Origin of the sequence: Cytobacillus kochii, from assembly GCF_020171845.1 — a bacterium.
GTDB classification, from domain to species: domain Bacteria; phylum Bacillota; class Bacilli; order Bacillales; family Cytobacillaceae; genus Cytobacillus; species Cytobacillus kochii.
Genome location: NZ_JAIVAM010000004.1, coordinates 414,074 through 438,166, shown reverse-complemented (window position 1 = coordinate 438,166; position 24,093 = coordinate 414,074). Strand labels below are relative to the sequence as shown.

General features: G+C 36.4%; 22 protein-coding genes. 19 read left to right on the top strand and 3 right to left on the bottom strand.

Features of this window, described 5'->3' with window-relative positions:
* Positions 1-52: 52 nt before the first annotated feature.
* The 4 genes from LCM23_RS08625 (at position 53) to LCM23_RS08610 (ending at position 4,829) form a co-directional block, all read left to right on the top strand.
* Positions 53-2,128 (top strand): transglycosylase domain-containing protein, encoded by a 2,076-nt coding sequence (locus LCM23_RS08625; protein ID WP_224936574.1) that lies wholly within the window; start codon positions 53-55, stop codon positions 2,126-2,128.
* A 468-nt stretch (positions 2,129-2,596) separates the two neighbouring features.
* Entirely contained in the window at positions 2,597-3,139 is a 543-nt protein-coding gene (locus LCM23_RS08620; protein WP_224936573.1) for an HD domain-containing protein, read from the top strand.
* A gap of 340 nt (positions 3,140-3,479) precedes the next feature.
* Entirely contained in the window at positions 3,480-3,914 is a 435-nt protein-coding gene (locus tag LCM23_RS08615; RefSeq protein WP_224936572.1) for a peptidylprolyl isomerase, read from the top strand.
* Positions 3,915-4,346: 432 nt separating this feature from the next.
* Positions 4,347-4,829, top strand: a complete 483-nt coding sequence (locus LCM23_RS08610; protein WP_224936571.1) for a hypothetical protein — start codon at positions 4,347-4,349, stop codon at positions 4,827-4,829.
* A gap of 421 nt (positions 4,830-5,250) precedes the next feature.
* Here the strand turns inward: LCM23_RS08610 and LCM23_RS08605 are convergent, their stop codons facing one another.
* On the bottom strand, positions 5,251-5,430 hold the full coding sequence (locus LCM23_RS08605; protein WP_224936570.1) for a DUF4083 family protein: 180 nt from the start codon (positions 5,428-5,430) through the stop codon (positions 5,251-5,253).
* A 69-nt stretch (positions 5,431-5,499) separates the two neighbouring features.
* Positions 5,500-6,528, bottom strand: a complete 1,029-nt coding sequence (locus LCM23_RS08600) for a DctP family TRAP transporter solute-binding subunit (protein ID WP_224936569.1) — start codon at positions 6,526-6,528, stop codon at positions 5,500-5,502.
* A gap of 193 nt (positions 6,529-6,721) precedes the next feature.
* On the opposite strand from LCM23_RS08600, the gene LCM23_RS08595 reads away from it, so the two are divergent.
* The 14 genes from LCM23_RS08595 (at position 6,722) to dacB (ending at position 20,686) form a co-directional block, all read left to right on the top strand.
* The gene (locus LCM23_RS08595; RefSeq protein ID WP_224936568.1) at positions 6,722-7,270 is read left to right on the top strand and encodes a TRAP transporter small permease; all 549 of its coding nucleotides are present in this window, start codon (positions 6,722-6,724) and stop codon (positions 7,268-7,270) included.
* Positions 7,267-8,535, top strand: a complete 1,269-nt coding sequence (locus LCM23_RS08590; RefSeq protein WP_224936567.1) for a TRAP transporter large permease — start codon at positions 7,267-7,269, stop codon at positions 8,533-8,535. The genes LCM23_RS08595 and LCM23_RS08590 overlap by 4 nt, the downstream gene beginning before the upstream one ends.
* Positions 8,536-8,790: 255 nt before the next feature.
* Complete coding sequence (locus LCM23_RS08585; RefSeq protein ID WP_224936566.1) at positions 8,791-9,561, top strand: DeoR/GlpR family DNA-binding transcription regulator; 771 nt, start codon at positions 8,791-8,793, stop codon at positions 9,559-9,561.
* Positions 9,562-9,625: 64 nt separating this feature from the next.
* Entirely contained in the window at positions 9,626-9,793 is a 168-nt protein-coding gene (locus LCM23_RS08580; RefSeq protein ID WP_224936565.1) for a hypothetical protein, read from the top strand.
* A gap of 86 nt (positions 9,794-9,879) precedes the next feature.
* A complete protein-coding gene (locus tag LCM23_RS08575; RefSeq protein WP_224936564.1) occupies positions 9,880-10,632 on the top strand; it encodes an ABC transporter ATP-binding protein in 753 nt (250 codons plus the stop codon).
* A complete protein-coding gene (locus LCM23_RS08570; protein WP_224936563.1) occupies positions 10,625-12,247 on the top strand; it encodes an ABC transporter permease subunit in 1,623 nt (540 codons plus the stop codon). Before LCM23_RS08575 ends, LCM23_RS08570 begins: the two co-directional genes overlap by 8 nt.
* 16 nt (positions 12,248-12,263) lie before the next feature.
* Positions 12,264-13,253 carry an extracellular solute-binding protein gene (locus tag LCM23_RS08565; protein ID WP_224936562.1) on the top strand — a complete coding sequence of 330 codons (990 nt, stop codon included), beginning with the start codon at positions 12,264-12,266 and terminating at the stop codon, positions 13,251-13,253.
* Positions 13,254-13,267: 14 nt separating this feature from the next.
* The gene (phnW, locus tag LCM23_RS08560; protein WP_224936561.1) at positions 13,268-14,359 is read left to right on the top strand and encodes a 2-aminoethylphosphonate--pyruvate transaminase; all 1,092 of its coding nucleotides are present in this window, start codon (positions 13,268-13,270) and stop codon (positions 14,357-14,359) included.
* Positions 14,359-15,177: a phosphonoacetaldehyde hydrolase gene (phnX, locus tag LCM23_RS08555; RefSeq protein ID WP_224936560.1), complete on the top strand. Its 819-nt coding sequence runs from the start codon at positions 14,359-14,361 to the stop codon at positions 15,175-15,177. Before phnW ends, phnX begins: the two co-directional genes overlap by 1 nt.
* Positions 15,167-16,525, top strand: a complete 1,359-nt coding sequence (pbfA, locus tag LCM23_RS08550; protein ID WP_224936559.1) for a (R)-1-hydroxy-2-aminoethylphosphonate ammonia-lyase — start codon at positions 15,167-15,169, stop codon at positions 16,523-16,525. The genes phnX and pbfA overlap by 11 nt, the downstream gene beginning before the upstream one ends.
* A gap of 280 nt (positions 16,526-16,805) precedes the next feature.
* On the top strand, positions 16,806-17,312 hold the full coding sequence (gene mug / locus LCM23_RS08545) for a G/U mismatch-specific DNA glycosylase (RefSeq protein WP_224936558.1): 507 nt from the start codon (positions 16,806-16,808) through the stop codon (positions 17,310-17,312).
* Positions 17,313-17,473: 161 nt separating this feature from the next.
* Complete coding sequence (locus LCM23_RS08540; protein WP_224936557.1) at positions 17,474-18,436, top strand: S8 family peptidase; 963 nt, start codon at positions 17,474-17,476, stop codon at positions 18,434-18,436.
* A 204-nt stretch (positions 18,437-18,640) separates the two neighbouring features.
* Positions 18,641-18,952: an MGMT family protein gene (locus LCM23_RS08535; protein ID WP_095373183.1), complete on the top strand. Its 312-nt coding sequence runs from the start codon at positions 18,641-18,643 to the stop codon at positions 18,950-18,952.
* Between the two features lie 249 nt (positions 18,953-19,201).
* Positions 19,202-20,686 carry a D-alanyl-D-alanine carboxypeptidase/D-alanyl-D-alanine endopeptidase gene (gene dacB / locus LCM23_RS08530; protein ID WP_224936556.1) on the top strand — a complete coding sequence of 495 codons (1,485 nt, stop codon included), beginning with the start codon at positions 19,202-19,204 and terminating at the stop codon, positions 20,684-20,686.
* A gap of 88 nt (positions 20,687-20,774) precedes the next feature.
* Here the strand turns inward: dacB and LCM23_RS08525 are convergent, their stop codons facing one another.
* Entirely contained in the window at positions 20,775-21,308 is a 534-nt protein-coding gene (locus LCM23_RS08525; protein WP_224936555.1) for a YceI family protein, read from the bottom strand.
* Positions 21,309-21,518: 210 nt separating this feature from the next.
* Between LCM23_RS08525 and LCM23_RS08520 the strand changes: the two genes are divergently transcribed.
* A complete protein-coding gene (locus LCM23_RS08520) occupies positions 21,519-24,089 on the top strand; it encodes a DEAD/DEAH box helicase (protein WP_224936554.1) in 2,571 nt (856 codons plus the stop codon).
* The last annotated feature ends 4 nt before the right edge of the window (positions 24,090-24,093 follow it).

Sequence of the window (24,093 nt, the reverse complement as noted above, 5' to 3'; positions counted from 1 at the left end):
GGAGAGGAAATAAAAACTTTTCACTATTGCATTTATATGAAGGAGTAAAACAATGAAAGCTCAACTAAAAGCCAGATTAAAAACTTTATGGCAATGGATAAAGAAGTTTTGGAAAAAATATCATTTAACGCAAATTGGATTATTATTAGGATTGACTTTTATTTTACTTGCGATTCTATTTTTTGCTTTTCTTGCCGTAAATGCCAATGTTTCTACATTACAAGAAGGGTTAAAGCAATCTACTATCATATATGATAAGGATGGGGATGAAGCGTCAAGCTTTGCCACAAATCGTAGCGAAGGAGTAACATTTGAAGATTTACCAGAACATTTACCAAATGCGGTTGTTGCCATAGAGGATGAACGCTTTTATCAACATAATGGCTTTGATTTAAAAGGAATGACAAGGGCGTTTGTAAGCAATCTATTTGCTGGTAGAATCACAGGTGGAGGTAGTACAGTCACACAGCAATTAGCTAAGAATGCACTACTAACATCCGAACAGACATACCGCCGAAAAATAGAAGAACTATTCCTTGCAGTTGAAATTGAAAAAGAATATGAAAAAGAAGATATACTGCAGATGTACTTAAATCAAGTTTATTTTGGTAGTGGTGCCTGGGGAATTGACAGTGCCGCCAACCAATATTTTAGTAAAAATGTTGGCGAGTTAACAATAAGTGAATCAGCCATGCTTGCAGGTTTATTGCAATCACCTTCTTATCTGGACCCTTATAAAAACTATGAAGGCGCAATGAAAAGAAGAAATATTGTATTAGCTAAAATGCAGGAACTGAACATGATTACTACTGCTGAGTACGAAAAAGCTGTTGCCGAAGAGATTGTCTTAAAAGAAGGGGAAAAAAATACATTCGAGAGACAATACCCTTACTATGTAGATGCGGTATTAGATGAAGCAATCAACCGTTATGGTCTAACTCAAGAGGAAATTTTTACAAGAGGATATAAAATATACACACAAATGGACCAAAACATCCAATCAAATTTAGAAGTGACTTATCATAATGACTCTCTATTCCCGAATGGTAATGGAAGTACTCTTGTTCAAAGTGGAGCTGTTCTACTCGATCCGCAAACTGGTGGCGTCCGTGCAGTGGTTGGTGGACGAGGCGAACATGTTTTTAGAGGATTTAACCGTGCCACACATATAAAGGCACAACCAGGGTCAACCTTAAAGCCACTTGCTGCCTACACCCCTGCGCTTGAAGAAGGTTATGAGCCAGATTCAATGTTACAAGATGAAAAAGTCACTTATGGGGACTACACACCAACAAATGTGAACGATCAATACCTTGGTGAAGTAGAGATGACAAAAGCTGTTGCTGAATCTATCAATGCACCCGCTGTCTGGTTACTAGATCAAATTGGATTAACAAAAGGGTTAGATTCCTTGCAGCGATTTGGCATTCCTTATGAAAAGGAAGATGAGTATTTAGGTATTGCTTTAGGTGGAATGCATAAAGGGATTTCTCCTTTAACACTAGCAGAAGCTTATTCTACTTTCCCAAATGAAGGGAAGCGGTATGATGCTCATTTTATTACGAAAATTGTTGGTCCAACAGGTAATGAGATTGTTGCCCATGATGATAAAGCTACAAAGGTCACATCAAAATCAGTCGCAAAAAAAATGGATACAATGCTTGAAGACGTCATTGAAAATGGAACCGGTGCAGGTGCCAAAATAGAAGGTGTGTCACTTGCTGGGAAAACAGGTTCGACTCAATTGCCATATGCTGATTTAAATGGAACAAAAGATCAATGGTTTGTTGGTTATACAGATGAAATCGTTGGCGCAGTGTGGTTGGGGTATGATAAAACGGACCGAGAACATTACTTATCAGGAAGCACCTCGACAAATGTTGTACCGATTTTTAAAGCGGTAATGGAAGGCGCTATTGAACCTAAAGAAGTGAACAACAGCACGGGCGAAACTTTTAACAAAGCAAAAGAGAAAATGGAAACAACCATTAAAGAACAATCTGACAAACTAGGGGAAAAACTAAAAGAAGAACTACCCGTTTGGAAAGAATTTATGAAAGAAAGCATTGAAGACGGAAAAGATTTCGCGAGATACTTGCGCGATAAATGGAATGAATATGTAAATTAAGAAGGAAGTAGCTGGGACATATGTATTCAAGCTAAGGATTGATCCGAGTGATTAGGAAAATACACAACTAATCATTCGGTTTTTTTGTGTGTTTTTACCCTTATATAAAAAGAATAGTGCAATGGAACAGGTTTTTTTGCAACTGATTTTTATAGATCATCATTGGTAATTGTTCGTTTTTAAGGTTAGGTCATTTAGTTTTGTCTCAGTCTCTTTCTTACGATTAGTCAAGGATGTTTTATTTATGAGGTGGTAGAGACATTGCTCACAAACATTTTTGTTAGATAATCAAACAAAACACTAGCAATTTTAAGAGAAAATAAGTAAAATGTATAGTTAAAATATCAATTTCCACATAATATGCCCTAACACTTTCGACAATAATAATGTATATGATAACTTTATAAGCCAACGTTTGTTTAGAGGGGCATAAATATGGTAAAGGATAAAAAGAGGAGGTTATTTTTTATGAGAGATGTTACATTAACAAATATTTTTGATCATCATATTGCCAAAAAATATGTCACAAGATCAGGTCTTGCCCATGCTGTAGCGGTTGCTTATCACGCAGTGAAATTAGCAAAGATCGAAAATGTGGATGTCGACTTAGCTGCAAAAGCAGGGTTTTTACACGATATCGGTCATTACACTTGGTATAATCAAAATGGTAAATGGGACTATGAATTATATCGTAAAAACGATATTCATGCGATCAAAGGAGCGGAAAGAGCCCATAAATTACTGATTCGCTTAGGTGAAAATCCGATTAGAGCCAAACAAGTCTCACTTGCAATATTATTTCATACTGATTCTTTTTTACCAGGTGGAGAAGTGGATCGTACGGCCTTACAATCCATTGTTAAAAGAGCAGATGAAAAGGATGAAGAACCAGGAGGAGCCCATCATTATCGGACCATTACTGCTGACAGAGCAAGACAAAGTCTACAAAAGTTAGATAGTATCATTGATCGTCATTTAACTCAACAACTTCAGCAAAGACAAGCTGAATAAATGGCACTTCATACAAACGAAGGGCTATTTATTTTGCTTAAAGTTGGAGGATTTTGTCACATGAATAACGAATATTATTAACATCTACATAAGGATGGTGATGATATGCAAAAACGGACGAAAAGACAAACTTTTAACACTGAAGAAATAAAATTCAACCTCACTACTTTTTTTCTCCATGTCTCATTTTATGCATCGATCATATTTCTTTTATTACTATTCTTAAGCTTATTTGGTACATAATAAATGCTTCATTTAAATTAATTAACCTTCAGATTTTATTCTTACATAAAAAAATGTTATGATAGAAAAGATTTTGAAATATAAAGGAGTGTTATACATGTCTGAAAAAGGATACATACAGCTACAAAATGGAGAAAAACTTGAATTTGAATTATACCCTAATGAAGCACCAGGTACAGTAGAAAACTTCAAAAAGTTGATTAACGAGGGCTTTTATAACGGGTTAACTTTCCACCGTGTGATTCCTGGATTCGTTTCTCAAGGTGGGTGCCCTTCAGGAACAGGTACAGGCGGCCCCGGTTATACAATTAAGTGTGAAACAGAAGGCAATCCTCACAAACACGAAGAAGGGTCACTTTCTATGGCGCATGCTGGTAAAGACACTGGTGGAAGTCAGTTCTTCATCGTACATGAACCTCAGCCGCATCTTAACGGTGTTCATACTGTGTTTGGTAAAGTAACTTCTGGTATGCCAGCTGTTAAAGCAATGAAAAATGGTGACGTAATGGAAAAGGTTGTCGTTGAAGACTAATTCCACTTTCATCAACTAGAGCAAGGTGGTTTGTTTTAGCTGAAATGTAACCCGGACATGAGTCCGGGTTTTTTGTCGTGTGTGATTCGTTCTATCCATATATGTGATTACGCCTGTGTTGTTAATAATCAAGAGTGTGTAGAAGGTTATTTACATACAATCAGAACGATATGAGTGAGATTACAGAATGTTGTGGATTGGTAAGGTTTTTGAGTTGAAGGAAATGGAATAATTGCTTCGCAAAATGGATTAGCAAGTCACTCAGGAAGGAAAATAGAAAAGAGCGCTTCGCAAAGTGGCTTAGCAAGTCACTCAGGAGGAAAAGAAGAAAAGAGCGCTTCGCAAAGTGGATTAGCAAGTCACTCAGGAGGAAAAATAGAAATGAGCGCTTCGCGAAACGGCTTAGCAAGTCACTCAGGAGGAAAAATATAAATGAGCGCTTCGCAAAACGGATTAGCAAGTCACTCAGGAGGAAAAATAGAAAAGAGCGCTTCGCAAAGTGGATTAGCAAGTCACTCAGGAGGAAAAATAGAAAAGAGCGCTTCGCAAAGTGGCTTAGCAAGTGACTCAGGAGGAAAAATAGAAAAGAGCGCTTCGCAAAGTGGATTAGCAAGTCACTCAGGAGGAAAAATAGAAAAGAGCGCTTCGCAAAGTGGCTTAGCAAGTCACTCAGGAGGAAAAATAGAAAAGAGCGCTTCGCAAAGTGGCTTAGCAAGTCACTCAGGAGAAAAAGAAGAAAAGAGCGCTTCGCAAAGTGGATTAGCAAGTCACTCAGGAGGGAAAATAGAAAAGAGCGCTTTGCAAAGTGGCTTAGCAAGTCACTCAGGAGGAAAAGAAGAAAAGAGCGCTTCGCAAAGTGGCTTAGCAAGTCACTCAGAAAGAATAGAAGAAATGAATGCTTCGCAAAATGGATAGCCAATCACTCACAAGGAAAAATCGAAAGGATGCTTCGTAAAAGTATTTCACTTCCATCAAAAGGGAAACCGCTCATAAAGACTAGCAAAAGTCGTTTTTTCACAAACCCATTACGTATGAATAGCTAGATCAAAAATACATCACTCACTCATAATCTTTGCATAAAGAATAAGAAAACCCTCGTATTTTGACGTAAAAGTTATCTTCCAAAAAAAGAGACATAACCCTCAAATCATTACAATATTGGTTAAAAACATATAAACGTGGTGAAAATTGATAAAAATAGGGGTAGTAAAGGCGATGTGTGGGCATCTGCTAACCGATAATTGTCTATCGAAATTTTTGAGTGGCATTTAGAATCGTCCAAATCTACATTAAATGTGAGAAAGTAGAAAGGCGCTTTATATGAAAACGCCTTTAATTATTTACTATTTGTTTCTCTTTCCAATAATTCGATAATACGATCTAATTTTTGTTCTACATCAAGATTTGTTTTAACAACCCTCTTTTTTAACAAGCTTTTTACAGCGGTAGCAATTATTAATAAGACGGCTAAAAGGAAGAGGAACATAATAATTTGAAACACCATATCCCCAGTCATTTCTTATATCACCTCATTTGAGACGGTTTTACCTTAGTATACATGATATAGAAATATTAGGATGCCGTTTTACTGTTTTTCAGCATCCTCAATAATATCTTCGCCAATAATTTCCTTCCATTTATCATACACTGGCTGTAAATGCTCTTTAAAAGCTTCTATTTCTTCATCAGTCAGTTCATTTATTTCTATATCGCTCTCATTTTGTATTTTTACATAAGCTTCATCATTGAGCTTTTCAGCAGAATCTCTAGCAATCTCTGTACCTGCGTCGATCCCGGCTTGCACAATACGCTTGCTCTCATCATTTAATCCATCCCAAAAAGTTGTGTTTGTTAGTAATGCATAGTCAACACGGTTCATACCGATAATGGTTAAGTACTCTTGTACTTCAGCAAACTTTTTCGATTCGATGTTGCTATACGGGTTATCTTGACCATCGACCGTTCCTTGTTGTAAGGCAGTATATAGCTCTCCGAAAGGGATCGAACTTGAGCCGGCACCTAATGACTTATATAGTTCTTCTAATAGTTGCCCTCCAGTTGTCCGCACTTTCAATCCAGCAAAATCACTTGGAGAGGATATAGTACGGTTATTATTTGTCACATGCTTGGCTCCGTTTGGCCACATGGTTAACCCTAATACTTTATCTTTCTGTAAACGCGCTAATACTTCTTTCCCCTTTGGACCATCCCAAAAATTTTCAGCAGCTTCATCATTTTCAAATAGAAAAGGCATACCTGGAATATTAAAACCGACTTCTGAACCAACTAATTTGGTCATTTCTGGCATGATGAATTGAACATTATTGGCAATTAGGTTTTGATATTCATCTTTATCACCGAACAAGGAGCTATTAGGAAAAATTTCAACTTGGATCTTCCCATTTGATTGTTCTTCAATCACTTCTTTCATTTTTAATGCCCCTTTATGCTTGGGGGTATTTTCAGCAACTACGTGGGATATCTTAATAGTCATTGCTTGAACGCCGTTTACTTGGGTAACATCTGCATGTGTAGGGTGACTTTGACAACCAGACAGAAGTGTTCCAACGATAATCAAAAGGCAAAGGACAAAAATCGATTTTACTCTTAACATGGAAAAACCCCCCTTAGTTACAAAAGAAATCGCTTACAAAATAGTAGATTGGATACAATATCTAAAATTATAACAAAATAAATGAAAATTGTGAATAAATAAAAATAAATAAATATTCTGTTTATTATTCATTTGTTTTATAGTAAAGTATAAATATTGGATACAATCTACAAAAGGGGAGTTGATAATCGTCATGCTTAAGAAACTATCAAACTTAGAAGAGGGAATAGCTGGTTTGTTATTTATTGCTGGTGTGTTTGTAAGTCTGTATGGGGTATTTACACGGTATATCCTCAATATGCCGCAAGCTTGGGTGACAGAGATTTTTGAATTTTTGATTGTTTGGTCCATCTTTTTGGGTTTTGGTATCGCTTTAAAGGAAAATCGTCATATCAGTGTAGAAATCCTATTTGATCGTTTATCTTACAAAGCAAAAATGATTATTAACTGTATTAGCAATTGTATCGGTGCGGGTTTTGCCTTTTTTTTAATGTTTACAAGCATTAAATTGGTAACGCTTACAAGAGTGCAAGGTACTGAAACTGTTGATGTAGGTATTCCGATTTGGATTACCTTACTTGTATTACCTATCAGTATGGGGCTACTAGGGCTTTACTTCATTAGAAAAGCTTATAGATCTGCTAAAGGAGATAAGAAAGAGTTAACAGGTGAAGTAGAAGAATTATATGAAGAAATTGAACAACAAAATAGAGAAAATCATAACAAGGGGGTTAGTTTATGAGTGCGATTATTGTCCTCTTTGTTGTATTTACGATTCTTTGTTTATTAAGAGTTCCAATCGCAGTCAGCCTTGGCCTGTCTAGCATCGTTGCTTTATTTATGGTAGATTTTACGCTTTATACGGTTGGTTTGAAGATGTTTAATGCTTTAAACTCAGCAACTTTAATGGCTATTCCCGGATTTGTTTTTGCAGGGGTGATTATGTCCAAAGGTGGCATATCCTTTCACTTAATTGAAGCACTAAAATCATGGGTCGGTCATTTTCGCGGTGGGTTAGCTGTTGTCACTATCCTTGCCTGCATGATTTTTGCTGCCATCTCAGGTTCAAGCCCGGCCACAGCTGCAGCAATTGGTGGGATTATGATTCCTGCGATGGTAAAGGCAGGTTACAGTAAAAGATATTCGATGGGTTTAGTGGCAGCTGCTGGTACGCTAGGTATATTAATCCCGCCGTCCATTCCGTTAATTATTTATGCAACTGTTGCAGAAGCCTCAGTAGGTAAATTATTTGCTGCAGGAATAATCCCTGGTTTGCTACTAACAAGTTTACTTTTGTGTTCAGCTATATTTCATGCAAGGAGACATAATTATGGTAGATTAGAAAAAGTTCCCTTTCAATTAAGATGGAAGAAGACATATAAGGCAATCTGGGGCTTTTTACTACCCGTTTTTATTTTAGGTGGCATTTATAGTGGGGCTGTCACGCCAACTGAAGCGGCTTTTGTTTCTTGCTTATACGGTTTAATTGTGTCGATATTTATTTACAAAGAGATGACTTTTAATAAATTTCGAGAAGTATTAAAAGAGTCTATTAATATAACTTCGATGATTTTCTTAGTGATTGCTTCAGCCATGGTTTTTGGGATGTTCTTAACGACGGAACAAGTACCGCAGATTTTTGCTCAATGGATTGAAGCTAGTGCAGCCAATAAGTGGATATTTATAATTGGTGTCAATTTGATGTTTTTCTTATTGGGGATGTTTCTAGAGGCAACAGCGATTATTTTAATCACTTTGCCAATCTTACTACCTGTATTAGTATTGTTCGATATCAATATCATACATTTTGCCATTATTATGACGATTAATATGGAGTTAGCGATGATTACTCCTCCGGTAGGGCTAAATCTGTTCGTAGTTAGTGGAATTACAAAAGAAAAAATTGGTGAAGTGATTAGAGGTGTGGTTCCCTTTTATTTGCTTATGGTGGCTGCACTTATTCTTGTAATCATATTTCCTGAAATCTCTCTGTTGTTTGCAGAGTAAATCATTGAGTAATAGAGCCGTCCAAAGCAATGGCTTTGGCGGTCTTTTTGTGTTGTTATAAGCAAACTAATATAAGAAATATGTAAAATCCTTTAAGCGGTTGTAAATGATATTTAAGGTTTTGTAAATGTTTGTGAGATTCTCTGACAGGATGATATACATGTGATATTCTTGCTTATATAATAAAAAACAACATAAAACAAAATAAAACAAAGTAAAACAATAAAAGAATTTTGATTAAGGGAGCAAACATGGATGTCTCTACTAGCCGAAGAAAGAAAGAAAAAGATTATGAGTTTAATCCAAGAGTTTGGGCAAGTGAAGGTTAATCAATTGGCGAAGGAATTTCATGTATCAACGGAAACCATTCGTAGATACTTAGAAGAATTATCAAATGAATATAAAATAAAAAAAGTTCATGGTGGCGCAGTCAAAGTTGAGCCTGTAAATAATGAATTGTCGATGTTTGAAAGAGAAATTCTTCATATCGAAGAAAAGAAATTGATTGGTAAGAAAGCAGCTGCTCTTGTTGAAGATGGTGATGTACTTTTCATTGATGAAGGAAGTACAACGATGCAGATGGCTGATGGTTTATTAATGAAAGAAGGCATTACAGTGATAACGAATTCCTTTCCCATCGCGATTAAATTAATGGAAAGAGAGGAGTTAAGAAGTTTCACAGGTGAACTTATCTTCTTAGGTGGACATGTTCGTAATGACCACTTCCGCACAACCGGATCTCTGGCAGAAAAAATGGCAAAAGAATTTTATGTCGATAAAGCATTTATTGCCATCGACGGTGTGGCTAATCAAGCTGGATTTACAAGTTATGACTTAGATAAATGTCTTCTATCACAAGTTTTTGTCTCGCAATCAAAAAAATCTTATGTTCTAAGTGATGATTCTAAGGTGGATAAGGTAGCCAATTATAAAATCGCATCATTAGAAGAAGTGAATTACTTTATTACGAATATCGACTATTCGCACACAGTTGCCCTTACTAAAGAACAATGGATACAGAGCTAAAAGGAGAGGGATGCACTTTAGTTAGCTGATTGCAGCCCTCCTTAGTTCAGAGGAGAATGGAACAATGATCGCTCCGATGCCAGTTGCCGCACTATTGTATCGGTTAGGATTTCTAGATGCTGATTTAATGATAAAAATGGGCGTCAAAGTAAAGGGACTTACATCAGCAGCGATAATATTTTTTGTAGGCGGTAAAAGGGTCTATAACATGGTTAATTTTTTATCATTGTGACACTTTTTATCATTCGTCTTGGTAGCTGAAAGAGGAAAATGCTCAGTTTAAAATACTGAATTTTCTAACTATAGGAGGATTTAAATATGCTCAAACTTGAGAATGTATCTAAAAAATATCATAACAAATCAGTATTAGAAAATATTGATTTAGAAATACGACCAGGAGAAATCGTGTCACTTCTTGGTCAAAGTGGAAGTGGGAAAACAACGTTATTAAACATCATTTTAGGATTGACAAAAATGGATAGTGGTAAAATTTATTATGAGAATGAAGATTTAACGAATGTAAAGATGAAGGATAGGGGCTTTAACATTGTTTTTCAAGATTATGCATTATTTCCCCATCTAAACGCCTATGAAAATATTGTTTATGGCTTGAAGAATAAGAAATCTATGGACTCAAAGAATGAATTACACGAATATATTGATTTCCTTGAGCTCAGTCCACATTTGGACAAGAAAATCAGTCAACTATCTGGCGGGCAAAAACAAAGAGTCGCGCTTGCGAGAACGTTAGTGATGAAACCAAGAATTCTTCTATTAGATGAACCGTTAAGTGCATTAGATGGGGTGATAAAAGAGTCAATTAAAGAAAGAATCAAGTCGATTGCTAAGCAATTTCAATTGACAACCATTATTGTTACGCATGATCCGGAAGAGGCGTTAACTTTGTCAGATAAGATTTTAATTATTAATCAAGGTCATGTGTCACAATTCGGCACCCCACATGAAATTATTCATGAACCGAATAATGAATTTGTGAAAGATTTTATTCTTAAACAACTCCACATTAAAAGGCAAAATATTTTTCATTTGTTTGGTGAGCAATATGCCTAATATCAAGTTGGAAATGAAGGTCATCTATATGGCTATCATCCTACTATTCTCGGTATTTCTAGTCTTGCCAATGCTGGCATTGTTCTACCGCTCCTTCCAAACAACCAATGGCCTTGAATTAACTAATTATATAAATGTACTAGCGAATGGCGAATTACTAACAGCGTTCATGAACAGTATAAAAGTTTCAGGATTAACAGCTGTCATTTCAACTGTGTTAGCGTTTATGATTGCTTACGCATTACATTGTACGAATATTGAACATCGTTATAAAAGTATCATTAAAGTCGGGATACTTATTCCTATGTTATTACCTACGATTACATACGGTTTTGCAATTATGTATTCTTTTGGTAATCAAGGATTAATCACGCAGCTCATGGGAGAACCTTTATTTAATATCTATGGATTTAATGGCTTGTTGTTAGGTTATACAATTTACACTTTACCGGCAGCCTTTCTTATTATCAATAACTCATTTATGTATATAGATAAGAGATTCATGGTTGTTTCAAAGTTGATGTTAGACGGTACTTGGAGAAGTTTTTTTCATACGATCTTACGTCCATTAACTGGAGCCATAGGTGGAGCCTTTGTACTCTCATTTATTCTAAGTTTTACTGATTATGGGATACCAGCTTCGATTGGCGGAACCTACTCGGTTGTTTCTACTCAGCTTTATCAGGTTATGCTTGGTTCAATCCCGAATTTCAGCCATGGGGCAGTCATCGCTATATTAATGCTCCTACCAGCCTTATTCGGTGTGTTTTTACTGCAATATTTAGAACGATTCAATTTCCATTATGACAAATTCACTGAGATTGAAATGGTTGAAAATAAAGGAAGAGATATTAGTTTTGCGTTATTATCTTCCATTGTCATCATTGGTATGTTATCTGTCTTTCTGGTGATGTTCATTGCACCGTTTTTAACAAGTTTTCCCTACGATTCAACTTTTACATGGAATCATCTCATCAATGTATTTCAATCAAATGACCTCATTGGCGTTTATAAGAATTCTTTAATCGTTGCTCTTTTTACGACATTCTTTGGGATATTGATAGCCTACAGTTCAGCGATTATTAATGCGAGAACAAAGATAAAAGGAAAAGGCGCGTTTGATATTGTTTCAATGATTACAAATACCTTGCCTGGTATGGTACTTGGTCTATCGTATCTATTACTTTTTAATAATAGTAGTCTAAAAGGCACATTTATTATTATTATTGTATGCAATATTGTCCACTACTACACAACGCCTTACTTAATGGCGAAAAATTCTCTATCTAAGATGAACCCGACATGGGAGACAACGGGAGGATTACTCGGAGATAGTTGGTTTAAAACGATTTACAGAGTGATTCTGCCAAACTCTTGGGGCACAGTGATAGAAATGTTTAGTTATTATTTTATCAATGCGATGGTCACGATTAGCGGCATTATTTTTCTCGTATCTGCTCAAACATCGCTTGTTTCAAGTAAGATCAAAGAACTACAGCACTTTGCTAAATTTAATGACATTTTTGTACTATCTTTACTGATCTTCTTCACTAATCTCATTATCAAACTACTCTGTGATTATTTACAAAAAAGAAGATCATTAAAAAACATATAAAAGTGAGGGATGTAACATGAGAAAAAATAAAAAATGGTTCACACTCTTGTCAGTTGCTATCGTCATGATTCTAGCTGGATGTGGAGGGGAGGCAGCAAGTGGTGACAGTAATCAAGTCGTGATTTTATCAAATGGTGATGAAGAAGCTGTAAACGTGATGGAAGAAACATTAAACGATGCTGGCTTTGAAGGAGACTATTTAATTCAATCATTAGGAACATCAGAATTAGGAGGAAAATTATTAGCAGAAGGGAAAAGTATCGAAGCAGATATCGTCACAATGAGCTCTTACTTTTTAGAAAGTGCTGAAAAGCAACATGACATGTTTAAGGATTTAAGTTTTGATACAAGTAGTTTAGAAGAATATCCTGACTTTTATACTCCTTTATTAGCTAATACTGGTTCATTATTTTATAACACTTCTCTTTTAGAGCAAAAAGGGCTAGAAGTACCGACCTCAATAAAAGAGTTGGCAGAACCGCAATACGAAGGCTTAGTGTCAATCCCTAATATTATGGATTCTTCCACAGGATGGATGCTTATTCAGGCAATAATTAGTGAATATGGAGAAGAAACTGGTAAGAATGTAATGGCTGGTATTATAAAAAATGCAGGGCCCCATATAGAAAGTTCAGGTTCTGGTTCTATTAAAAAGGTGCAAGCAGGGGAAGTGGCGGTTGGATTTGGTTTGCGTCATCAAGCGGTTGCTGCAAAAACGGAAGGCGCACCCATTGATTTTATCGATCCAACAGAAGGGAACTTCTCAACTACAGAATCGATTGCCGTCATTGATAAAGGTGAAGGGCAAAAAGAATTAGCGGAAGAAATGGCTGAAGTTCTGGTAAAAGAAGCGAGAGAAGGTTTAATCGACTATTATCCAGTTGCTTTATACGATGGCGAGACGGTTGCAGATGAAAATATTGCTAGCAATCAAAAAATATTCCCAGAACCAATGACAGTAGAGTTATTAGAGAAACATCAAGCATTCTTTAATTCAGCTAAATAAAGGAGAGTTTACGAATGAAACAATATAAATTATTAACACCAGGTCCATTAACAACGACAGAGGCGGTTAAAAGAGAAATGTTGTTTGATCGTTGTACTTGGGATGATGATTATAAGCAAATTACGCAAAAAATTCGCACAGATTTATTAAAACTTGCTCATGCAGAAAATGATGACTATACCGTTGTCTTGATGCAAGGAAGCGGCACTTTTACAGTGGAATCAGTTATGACTTCTGCTTTTAGTAAAGAAGATAAAGCATTGATTATTACGAACGGTGCCTATGGTGAGAGGATTGTCAAAATCGCCAACTATATTGGTATCAAGCATACGCATTACGCTGTAGCCTATAATGAATATCCGAAAGAAGCAGAGATTAGAAATTTATTATCTTTAGATAACGAAATTACACATATCGTCATGGTCCATTGTGAAACAACGACAGGTATTCTTAATCCACTTGAGATGATCGCCAACGTTGCTAAAGAAACAAATAAAACATTAATTATTGATGCAATGTCAAGCTTTGGCGGAATGGAAATTGATATACCTGCACTTGGAATTGACTTCTTAATAAGCAGTGCGAACAAATGTATACAAGGAGTGCCAGGGTTTGGATTTGTGATTGCTAAAAGAGAGAAAATCACCTCTTGTAAAGGTAATGCACGAAGCCTTTCACTCGATTTATATGATCAATGGGTAGTGATGGACAAAGATGGTAAATGGCGCTATACTTCACCAACTCATGTCGTTGCTGCTTTCGGGAAGAGCTTGGATGAACTGGACACAGAAGGAGGGATTCCTGCTCGTGAACAACGATACCGAAATAATAATCAGTTATTAAGGAAGAGAATGAAAGCCATTGGATTTGATACATATATTAGTGAGGACAAACAATCACCAATTATTACTTCCTTTATTTATCCGAACGATCAATTTAGTTTTCAAGCTTTCTATAATTATATGAAAGAACATGGGTTTGTTATTTATCCAGGAAAACTAACTGATGAAGATACTTTTAGAATGGGCAATATTGGCGAAATTTACGAAGAAGATATTAACCGTTTATGTGATATTATCGAAAACTATTTGGGAGTGAAAGCATAATGAAGAAAATAGAAGCAGTGATATTTGATTGGGCGGGTACGACAGTAGATTTTGGTTGTTTTGCACCTGTAAATGTCTTTATTGATATTTTTAAAGATGCGGGTATTGAGGTGACGATGGCAGAGGCGAGAGAACCAATGGGCATGCTAAAGATCGATCATATTCGCGCCATGCTGTCGATGCCCCGGATTGCATGTCTTTGGGAAGAACAAAATGGCAAGCCATTCACTGAAACAGATGTAGAAAGTTTGTATAGCAAATTCGAACCGGCTTTATTGCAGTCATTAGCTCATTTTACTGATCCGATAGCTGGTGTGGTCGAAACGGTTAAAGAGCTAAGAGCATATGGTTTGAAAATAGGGTCAACGACAGGATATACGAGCACAATGATGGATATTGTTGTACCCTTAGCAAAGGAAAAAGGCTATACACCTGATTGTTACTTTACAGCTGATGATACCGATTCGTACGGTCGACCGTATCCGTTTATGATCTTTAAAAACTTGCAGGCATTAAAAGTATCAAGTGTCAAAAACGTCGTGAAGGTTGGAGACACGATTTCAGATATGAAAGAAGGTGCACAAGCCGGCGTATGGACGGTTGGGGTGATAGTTGGTAGTTCTGAAATGGGCTTATCAGCCAATGAGTTTAACAAATTATCTGAAGAGGAACAACGGAAAGAAATGGCACGAACAAAAGAAGCCTTTATAAGCGCAGGGGCTGATTTTACAATTGAGACAATGACAGAATTACCTTCACTGATAGAAACAATTAATCTTCAAGTATCCGGGAAGGAAAGGGAAGCGATTGAAAAATAAAGAAGCACTTCACCGTGAAGGAGACGTGAATAATAGCCCTTCACGGCTGAGATGGAATCATTCACTTGATCAGATAAGTCGAGAAACACTTTGTCGCGACGAAGCGGTCTTTATAAGGCAATCGATGTCGACTCCTTGTCTACAAACCGTTGTTGACTCAGACGGTTGCTACTTAATCGATCGAGAGGGAAAACGTTATTTAGACTTCCATGGCAATAGCTTGCATCAAGTCGGCTATAAAAATCCGTACGTGATTGAAGCTATCATGAAACAAATGAATACTTTGCCTTTTATTCCGCGGAGATTTACTGCTGACATTGCGATGGAGGCAGGAGAAAGGTTAATAGAGAAGACGATCTCAAAAGATTTCAAAGTATTATTCGTTCCCTCAGGCAGTGCAGCAGTAGGGCTTGCTATGAAAATTGCTAGAAAAGTGACTGGCAATCATAAAGTGATTTCCATGTGGGAGTCATTTCATGGGGCAGGCTTAGATGCAATCTCTGCGGGAGGAGAGTCTGTATTTAAAAACGGTATTGGTCCGATGTTGCCTGGGATGATTAAAGTAATGCCCTACCAGTCCTACCGGAATGTCTTTGGTGCAAGCTCACCAGAAGATATCGCTGAAAAGTCGTTAAATTATCTGGAGTATGTGATTATAAATGAAGGGAATATTAGTTGCATCTTACTAGAGCCAATTAGAGCAACAGACACGCATATTCCTCCACGATCTTATTTTAAAAGGTTAAGAAAAATATGTGACGAACATGGAATTCTACTCATTTTTGATGAGATTCCAACCGCCTTTTACCGAAGCGGTGAATGTTATGTGCATCAATTATATGATATCGAGCCAGATATCCTTGTATTGGGAAAAGGATTAGGCGGAGGCATCGTGCCACAAGCTGCCGTTTTAGTGAAAAAAGTGCTTGATACGGCCGCAGATGTTTCACTCGGTCATTATACACATGAAAAGCCAGCAATAGGCAGTGCGGCTATCGTTGCCATGCTTAACTATATTGACGATTACAGGTTAAAAGAAAATAGTTTGAGCCAATCTCAATTCATGGCGGCTAAGTTAAAGAAGCTAGCGGAGCAGTATACTTGCATTGGGGATTTGCGAATCTGTGGATTGTTAATAACGATCGAGCTTGTTAAAAGCCGAGTCACAAAAGAAAAAGATGAGCAGTTGACCGAGTTTCTTCTCTACTATTGTTTACAACATGGACTATCGTTTAAAGTAGCAGCTGGCAATTGCATCACATGGCATCCACCCCTCATCATCAAAGAAAAAGAAGCAAGCTTAGCTATTGAGTTACTGGAGAATGGCTTGAGAGCATATCATGCATAAAAACCTCTCATTTTTAGAGAGGTTTTTTTGTCTTCTGCATGCATAGTGCAACATCATAAAAATTAGGAATCGTCTAAACAGCACTTAAAATGATGAAAATGATTGTCGGGATAATCACTGTCCATTTTTAAGATTGTAAACGTCTTTTTTTCTAGAACATTCATACAAGCAATTGATCATTTTTTCCTTCTACTATAAATAAATTGTAGATTGTATCAATGCAAAAATAATCATTTACATGCTATGGTTATTGTATGAAAAAATAAAGGAGTAAAGATAAATGAAACCGATAGATGATCATCTTAAAAAGGATTTAAAAGTCATATTTATTGGGTTTAACCCGAGCGTAAAGTCTGCAGAAACTGGATATCATTATGCCAATCGTCATAATCGGTTTTGGAAAATCCTCTATCAATCTGGACTGACTGAGCGGATTTACTTACCAGAAGAAAATCATCAATTACTTCAATTAGGATATGGTTTAACAAATATCGTCTCAAGACCAACTAAAGCGGCCAGCGATATTACGAAGGAAGAATATCAAGCAGGTAGATTAGAACTATTAGAAAAACTAGAAACATATCAACCTGAAGTGGCCTGTTATGTAGGGAAAGGTGTATATCAAGAATTTAGTAAGAAAAAGAAGGTATCTTGGGGGTTTCAGAGCGAATCGGTTGTACCTGGTGTAATTGATTTTGTTGCACCTTCGTCAAGCGGGCTTGTAAGAATGAAAATAGATGAAATTGTAGATATCTATAAACAATTGAGGGAAATGTTACGGAAGTAAAAAACAGGAAAAAAGACCGAGAGAAAAAAAGGTCTAATTTCTTTCAGAATATTTAATCTTTTGTTATAATAATGATACAACTTGTATCGCTTCAAAATTCTCTTGTCTATGCGTTGAAGGGACCAAATGGTTTTCACGATTATGTTAGGGAGGGATAAAGGATGAAGCAATTAGTTAGAGTAATGCCTTACACAGTCAATGATCAAGTGACAGATGTCAATGAAACACCGCAAGGAATACAATTGATTCAGGCACCTGAGATTTGGAAAGAGACGAAAGGAAAAGGCATGAAGGTGGCAATATTAGATACAGGTTGTGACATGGACCACCCCGATTTAAAAGCGAGAATTATAGGTGGTAGAAACTTTACAGACGATGATGGGAGTTCACCAGATATCTTAGATGACCATAATGGTCACGGCACACATGTTGCTGGTACAATTGCTGCTACTGCTAATGAATCAGGAGTAATTGGTGTAGCCCCGGAAGCAGATTTGTTAATTGTAAAAGTATTGAACAAAGATGGATCTGGTCAATATGATTGGATTATAAATGGAATATTGTATGCGGTTGAACAGAAAGTAGATATTATATCGATGTCACTAGGTGGCCCTGAAGATGTTCCAGAACTACATGAAGCGATACAAAAAGCCGTCGGAGAAAATATTCTTGTTGTTTGTGCAGCTGGGAATGAAGGTGACGGGGATGATAATACCGATGAGCTTGCTTATCCAGGTTCATATAATGAAGTCATTAGTGTTGGAGCCGTTAATTTAAACCGCGAATCATCTCCTTTCAGCAATTCTCATACCGAAATTGATTTGGTCGCTCCTGGTGAAGAAATATTATCTACTTTTTTAAATGGTAAATATGCAAAACTAAGCGGTACATCAATGGCCGCACCACACGTCGCAGGGGCTTTGGCGTTAATAAAAGATTTATCTCAAGTTACATTTGAAAGAGATTTCTCAGAGCCTGAGTCATATGCGCAACTGATTAGAAGAACTGTTCCGCTGGGCTATTCGCCAAAATTAGAAGGTAACGGTCTCCTTTATTTAACTGTACCAGAACATTTAAACCGTGTATTAACTGAAGTAGTAAAAAATAGATTAGTAAGAAGTTAATATATTGATTGGATTAAAAACAAGAACAAATTCTGTTTCATTGAATTTGTTCTTGTTATTTTTTGTCTAATAAGTTTCTCTAGGCATGGTTTTTTTATTTTATTGATTACATGTATTTTATGATGAATGAATTGAGACTATGTTATGATCCTTTAGTTTATTATACTAGTAACAAAACAAAACGACCCGTTTGGAGGAAAGGATATGCAACCATTTACAGCAACAGTGATTAAAATAATTAAAGAAATCCCTAAAGGCAGAGTCATGAGCTACGGACAAATCGCAACATATGCTGGTAGCCCCCGTGGTGCAAGGCAAGTTGTTCGCATTCTCCATTCAATGAGTCATAAATATGGTTTGCCCTGGCATAGAGTGGTCAATAAAGTAGGTGAAATTAGACTAAATGATAGCCACCAAGCCGATATGCAAAAAGAGTTACTTGAACAAGAAGGTGTTTTCTTTATACAGGCTCATCAAGTGGATATGAGTCGCTCACAGTATGACCGCGCCAAGTGAAGCATTCACACACAGTCAAGGTTTGTTCTCTAACTTTCCTCTTTTTTTCCCCCTAAGTATGCCTAGTTTTGCTGAAAGAAATGATTGACTAGTTATTGCTACCTATTTAGGACAGAAGGAAAAACACATCCATTCACTTACAGGAGAAAAATGAAGAAAAAGCGAAGTTCAATACATATAGATGTAGTTTTTTGTCAATCTATGTAGGAGAAATGTAGACAGGAAGAAAATAGGAGGGGATGAGGAAAAATGAAAAAAGCTTTAGTGAGTTTGTTGACGGTTGTACTATTATTTTCAATTGCCTATACACCGTTTCAATCAGAAGTGGAACCTAAAGTTTCGGCTAATGAAGAAGGAGATGAGTTAGTTCAGAAGCTTAATCAACTTATTAACAATGATCCACTGTTAGCGGGAGCTCTTGCTGGTGTAAGCGTGAGGAGCGCAGAAGAAGGGGAGATTGTTTATGAACATATAGCTGATACTAGATTACGACCAGCTTCTAATATGAAACTATTAACAGCAGCAGCAGCACTGTCAGTATTAGGTGAAGATTATCGTTTTAAAACAGAATTATTATCGAAGGGCCAGCAACGGGGCTCTGTCCACCATGGGGATATTTATTTAAAGGGGTATGGCGACCCTACTTTATTGAAAGAAGATTTTACTAACATGGCTAAAGCATTAAAAAAACAAGGTATTAAAATGATTAAGGGTCAACTTATTGCAGATGATAGTTGGTATGATGATGAACGTTTGTCAGAAGATATCATCTGGAAAGATGAGAGTTATTATTATGGTGCGCAAATATCAGCATTGACTGTAAGTCCGAATGAAGATTATGATGCTGGAAGTGTGATTGTCGAGGTAAAACCAGGTAAACAAGAGGGGAAAAAGCCAGAAATAACTCTGCAGCCGAACAATAAATATGTCAAAATCAACAATAACGCTAAAACCGTTGGTACATCAGATAAAAAAGAAATTGATATTGTAAGAGAACATGGTACAAATGAGATAACCATCACTGGGACGATTCCTATAGAAGCTACATCTAGTAGAGAGTGGATTGCCGTATGGGAGCCAACACAGTATGCTTTAGAGTTATTAAAGGATTCTTTAGCAGATGAAGGTATTAAAATACATGGTGGCGTTAGGGTAGGAGTCGCACCTAATCAAACAGAAGTGTTGTATGAACAACAATCCATGCCGTTAAAGGAATTGCTCATTCCCTTTATGAAGTTAAGTAATAATACACATGCCGAAATCTTAATCAAAGAAATGGGAAAAGTGATTAAAAATGAAGGCAGTTGGGATGCGGGATTAAAAGTTTTAACAGATGAATTGAAGGCTTGGGGAATCAATCAAGATACCATGCTTTTAAGAGACGGATCAGGCATCTCTCATGTCACTTTATTACCAGCTAACGAGCTTTCCAAACTCTTATACGAAGTACAGAAGGAATCTTGGTTTGATGTGTATTTTCATTCATTACCAGTAGCTGGTCATGCGGACAGAATGGTAGGGGGAACATTAAGAAATCGACTGAAAAACTCTCCAGCTGAGGGTCATGTTTATGCAAAAACAGGATCGATTTCAACTGTTAGCTCGCTTTCAGGCTATGTGGATAACAAGTCAGGAGAAAGATATGTATTTTCTATTATATTGAATAATATGGTAGATGGATCAAAAGGGAAAATCATTGAAGATAAAATTGCTACCATTTTAGCTGAACAATAAACTACGCTCTATCATTACAAAAACGCTTGGGTGCTGGACACCAAGCGTTTTGTAATCGTCTTTATTTTAAATAAGATTCGGATAAAAATTACTCACCCTTGCTAGCTTGAACATCTAAACTAATTTTGATTTTGTCTCCGACAAGAACGCCACCCGTTTCTAATGTAGAGTTCCATGTTAAGCCATAATCATTTCTGCTGATTGAACCAGTTACGTTAAATCCAGCTTTTGTATTTCCCCATGGATCAATTCCCGTTCCTTCAAATTCGACTGTAAGCGTTTCTTGTTTTGTTGTATCTTTAATCGTCAGATCGCCTGTCACGCTATATTCATCTTCCCCATTTTTCACAATATTCGTTGCTTTAAAATTAATTTTTGGATAGGTTTCAACATCGAAGAAATCTTGTGATTTTAAATGATTATCACGATCTTCGTTTTTGGTATCAATACTAGCTGAGTCGATTGTTAATGAAATATCCGCTGTTGTTAAATCTTTAGGATCAGCTTCAATAACAGCATCAAACGCTGTAAATGATCCCTTTACATTAGCAATCATCATATGTTTAACAGAAAAATCAACACTACTATGAGCTGGGTCTAACGTCCACTTTGTTTTAGCCATTTTATTTTCCTCCTATATATCTTTGATTAATAAATCTCAAATTAAAAATAATTGATTTCGAAATAATTATAATCTCGTCATCCGTGTTTGTCAATTTATTTTTAAATTTTCTAATTATTTTTTCGTAGAAGTGCGATATGTTATGGTAGTGAAGTGACAAGAGTTCGTATACAATAGGAATAATATGTATTTGTTAGAGGAGTTAAAGGAATGAAGCAATTAGAGGATATCCATCGTCAAGCGATTGAATATACAAAAATGAAAATTTATGAAGATATAGATTATTATTTAGGTGCAAATGAACAAATGTTAAGTTTTTCACAATATATAAAGGATCGAGCCCCGTTTTTAGCACAAGTTTGGCAAAATGTGTGGAGTAATAAAGCGACAAACAAACTCTCTCGTTTTCATAAGAAGGAATATTTAAAGAAAAAAAACTATGTTATTGAAGATATGAATAAGAAAACGTTAAATCAAGCATTTAGGAAAGAAGTCATTGAGTTTCGTCCATTAAATGTAAATAGTTTGCTGCATTCGATTTTTGAAGATCAACCTGAAAAGTGGGCGAAGCGTTATGCTTATGCAAGAGAAAGATATCTTCAAGAAGAAAAAGAACGCCAGATCAAACAAGAAAGGTACGCCTATCAAGAATTTCTATGTGAAGAAGCAGAACAATGGTTGTCAAAAAACAGTGAAAATCTCTTTTTAACTTTAAGACATAAATTGGCTCTAAAGCTTAAAACGGATTTAACAAATAGAGTGAAGTATCATGAGACGGAATCACGTTACTTAGAAGAGCCTTTAGTGGAAGTGGGCCCTTTTGTCGTTGATGATTACCCCCGTGTAGAAGATTTCTTTGAGGAGTTTACAGGTAATCTCCACAAAGTAATGATAAAAAATAAATGGTATTTTGAGTATGAAACATACTATTTTGAATATGAACAAATGGTAGGAGAAACTTTACATACGCTTATACAACAAGCGCTTCTATTACAACTTGGTCAAGATCATATCGATAAGTATCAATCTTTGTTCCATCATAGTTTGACTGGAGAGAAGTTGTTGGATTTAATCGATTGGGAGGATTTAATTCCAAATGCACTAGGCCGAATCATGGAAGATTATGTGAACGATTTATTGACGATAGCAAATGAGGATTTTGATTTAGAAGAGCAGCGAAGCTTATATGAAATACAAATAAAAGAAAGAAAAATGAAGCGCAAACAAGAAGAACGGGAACGGAGACAAAAAGAAGAACAACAACAAAGAATGTTGAATGATATTTTTGCCTCTGCTTATGAGAGCCGAAAGAATATTTATCAGAAATTTGTTCTTCATATTGGTGAAACAAATACAGGGAAAACGTTCCAAGCGCTAGAGAAAATGAAAGCAGCCCCATCCGGGTTATATTTAGCCCCATTACGTTTGTTGGCACTTGAAGTCTATGAAAAGCTAAACAATGAAGGAACACCTTGTTCTTTAAAAACTGGAGAAGAAGAACGAGAAACCTCAGGTGCGACACATTTAGCTTGTACTGTTGAAATGTTTTATGAGAAAGATGATTATGATGTCATTGTTATAGATGAATCACAAATGATTAGTGATAAGGACCGTGGCTATGCTTGGTTTAAGGCAATCACAAAGGCAAATGCGGGAGAAGTGCATATTATTGCGAGTAAAAATGCCGAAGCTATGCTGTTGCAGTTAATTGGAGATAGCAATGTTGAAATACATAGATATAAACGAGAAGCCCCTTTGGAAGTAGACAGTGAAGAGTTCACCCTAAAAAACGTAAAAGAGGGTGACGCGCTGATTTGTTTCTCACGTAAAAGGGTACTCGAAACAGCGTCTATGTTACAGAGAAAAGGTCATCAAGTGAGTATGATATATGGCAGTATGCCACCTGAAACGAGGAAGAAACAGGTTAATCGCTTTACAGCTGGTCAATCTGATGTCATTGTCTCAACAGACGCAATCGGAATGGGATTAAATTTACCGATACGACGGATTGTTTTTTTGGAAACGGAGAAATTTGATGGTACGAAACGTCGCACACTGACTTCTCAAGAAGTGAAACAGATTGCTGGGAGAGCGGGGAGAAAAGGTATTTACCCTGTAGGTAGAGTGGCCTTTTTTGACCGGATTAAGTTAATGAGCGGTTTATTATCACAAGTAGATGCTCCGATTGAAAGTTTTGCTATTGCCCCTACTTCAGCCATTTTTGATCGCTTTCTTTTGTATTATCGTGATTTAGGGAAGTTTTTTGAACTCTGGGATTTGTTTGAAAGTCCAAAGGGAACTAAGAAAGCAACATTAAGTGAAGAAAGGGAGCTTTATGAACTGGTTAGAGGGACAGAGATTGAAGCGAGAATGCCTTTAAAAGATTTGTACAGCTTCTTACATCTACCTTTTTCAAAAAAAGAAGCGGACCTGATTCGGCAATGGGAGCAGACGATGTACAGTATCATTGATCATGAAGAGTTGCCTGAACCAAGGTTAAGAAACCGTAATCTTGAAGACCTTGAGTATTCATATAAAGCAATAGGTCTTCATTTACTATTTCTCTATAAATTAGGTCAACATACTGAAGCCATCTATTGGGAAAGAGTGAGGGACGATATATCTAATCATGTGTTTGAACGATTAGATGATGATATTGCAAATATGAAAAAAACATGTAAGCGTTGTGGGAAATCTTTAGCTTGGGATCATGCCTTTAACATTTGCGATGATTGCCATAAGAATCAACCGAGTAGAAGAAGACGTTACTATAAGAGGTAAACAG

What these genes read in the sequence shown, in the direction of transcription:
- LCM23_RS08625 (WP_224936574.1), top strand. Translation starts at nt 53, where the DNA reads ATGAAAGCTCAACTAAAAGCCAGATTAAAAACTTTATGGCAATGGATA.
- LCM23_RS08575 (WP_224936564.1), top strand. Translation starts at nt 9,880, where the DNA reads ATGCTCAAACTTGAGAATGTATCTAAAAAATATCATAACAAATCAGTA.
- LCM23_RS08535 (WP_095373183.1), top strand. Translation starts at nt 18,641, where the DNA reads ATGCAACCATTTACAGCAACAGTGATTAAAATAATTAAAGAAATCCCT.
- LCM23_RS08605 (WP_224936570.1), bottom strand. Translation starts at nt 5,430, where the DNA reads ATGACTGGGGATATGGTGTTTCAAATTATTATGTTCCTCTTCCTTTTA.
- LCM23_RS08565 (WP_224936562.1), top strand. Translation starts at nt 12,264, where the DNA reads ATGAGAAAAAATAAAAAATGGTTCACACTCTTGTCAGTTGCTATCGTC.
- LCM23_RS08600 (WP_224936569.1), bottom strand. Translation starts at nt 6,528, where the DNA reads ATGTTAAGAGTAAAATCGATTTTTGTCCTTTGCCTTTTGATTATCGTT.
- LCM23_RS08520 (WP_224936554.1), top strand. Translation starts at nt 21,519, where the DNA reads ATGAAGCAATTAGAGGATATCCATCGTCAAGCGATTGAATATACAAAA.
- LCM23_RS08615 (WP_224936572.1), top strand. Translation starts at nt 3,480, where the DNA reads ATGTCTGAAAAAGGATACATACAGCTACAAAATGGAGAAAAACTTGAA.
- LCM23_RS08610 (WP_224936571.1), top strand. Translation starts at nt 4,347, where the DNA reads ATGAGCGCTTCGCAAAACGGATTAGCAAGTCACTCAGGAGGAAAAATA.
- phnW (WP_224936561.1), top strand. Translation starts at nt 13,268, where the DNA reads ATGAAACAATATAAATTATTAACACCAGGTCCATTAACAACGACAGAG.
- LCM23_RS08540 (WP_224936557.1), top strand. Translation starts at nt 17,474, where the DNA reads ATGAAGCAATTAGTTAGAGTAATGCCTTACACAGTCAATGATCAAGTG.
- LCM23_RS08620 (WP_224936573.1), top strand. Translation starts at nt 2,597, where the DNA reads ATGAGAGATGTTACATTAACAAATATTTTTGATCATCATATTGCCAAA.
- dacB (WP_224936556.1), top strand. Translation starts at nt 19,202, where the DNA reads ATGAAAAAAGCTTTAGTGAGTTTGTTGACGGTTGTACTATTATTTTCA.
- mug (WP_224936558.1), top strand. Translation starts at nt 16,806, where the DNA reads ATGAAACCGATAGATGATCATCTTAAAAAGGATTTAAAAGTCATATTT.
- phnX (WP_224936560.1), top strand. Translation starts at nt 14,359, where the DNA reads ATGAAGAAAATAGAAGCAGTGATATTTGATTGGGCGGGTACGACAGTA.
- LCM23_RS08570 (WP_224936563.1), top strand. Translation starts at nt 10,625, where the DNA reads ATGCCTAATATCAAGTTGGAAATGAAGGTCATCTATATGGCTATCATC.
- LCM23_RS08595 (WP_224936568.1), top strand. Translation starts at nt 6,722, where the DNA reads ATGCTTAAGAAACTATCAAACTTAGAAGAGGGAATAGCTGGTTTGTTA.
- LCM23_RS08580 (WP_224936565.1), top strand. Translation starts at nt 9,626, where the DNA reads ATGATCGCTCCGATGCCAGTTGCCGCACTATTGTATCGGTTAGGATTT.
- LCM23_RS08585 (WP_224936566.1), top strand. Translation starts at nt 8,791, where the DNA reads ATGTCTCTACTAGCCGAAGAAAGAAAGAAAAAGATTATGAGTTTAATC.
- LCM23_RS08590 (WP_224936567.1), top strand. Translation starts at nt 7,267, where the DNA reads ATGAGTGCGATTATTGTCCTCTTTGTTGTATTTACGATTCTTTGTTTA.
- LCM23_RS08525 (WP_224936555.1), bottom strand. Translation starts at nt 21,308, where the DNA reads ATGGCTAAAACAAAGTGGACGTTAGACCCAGCTCATAGTAGTGTTGAT.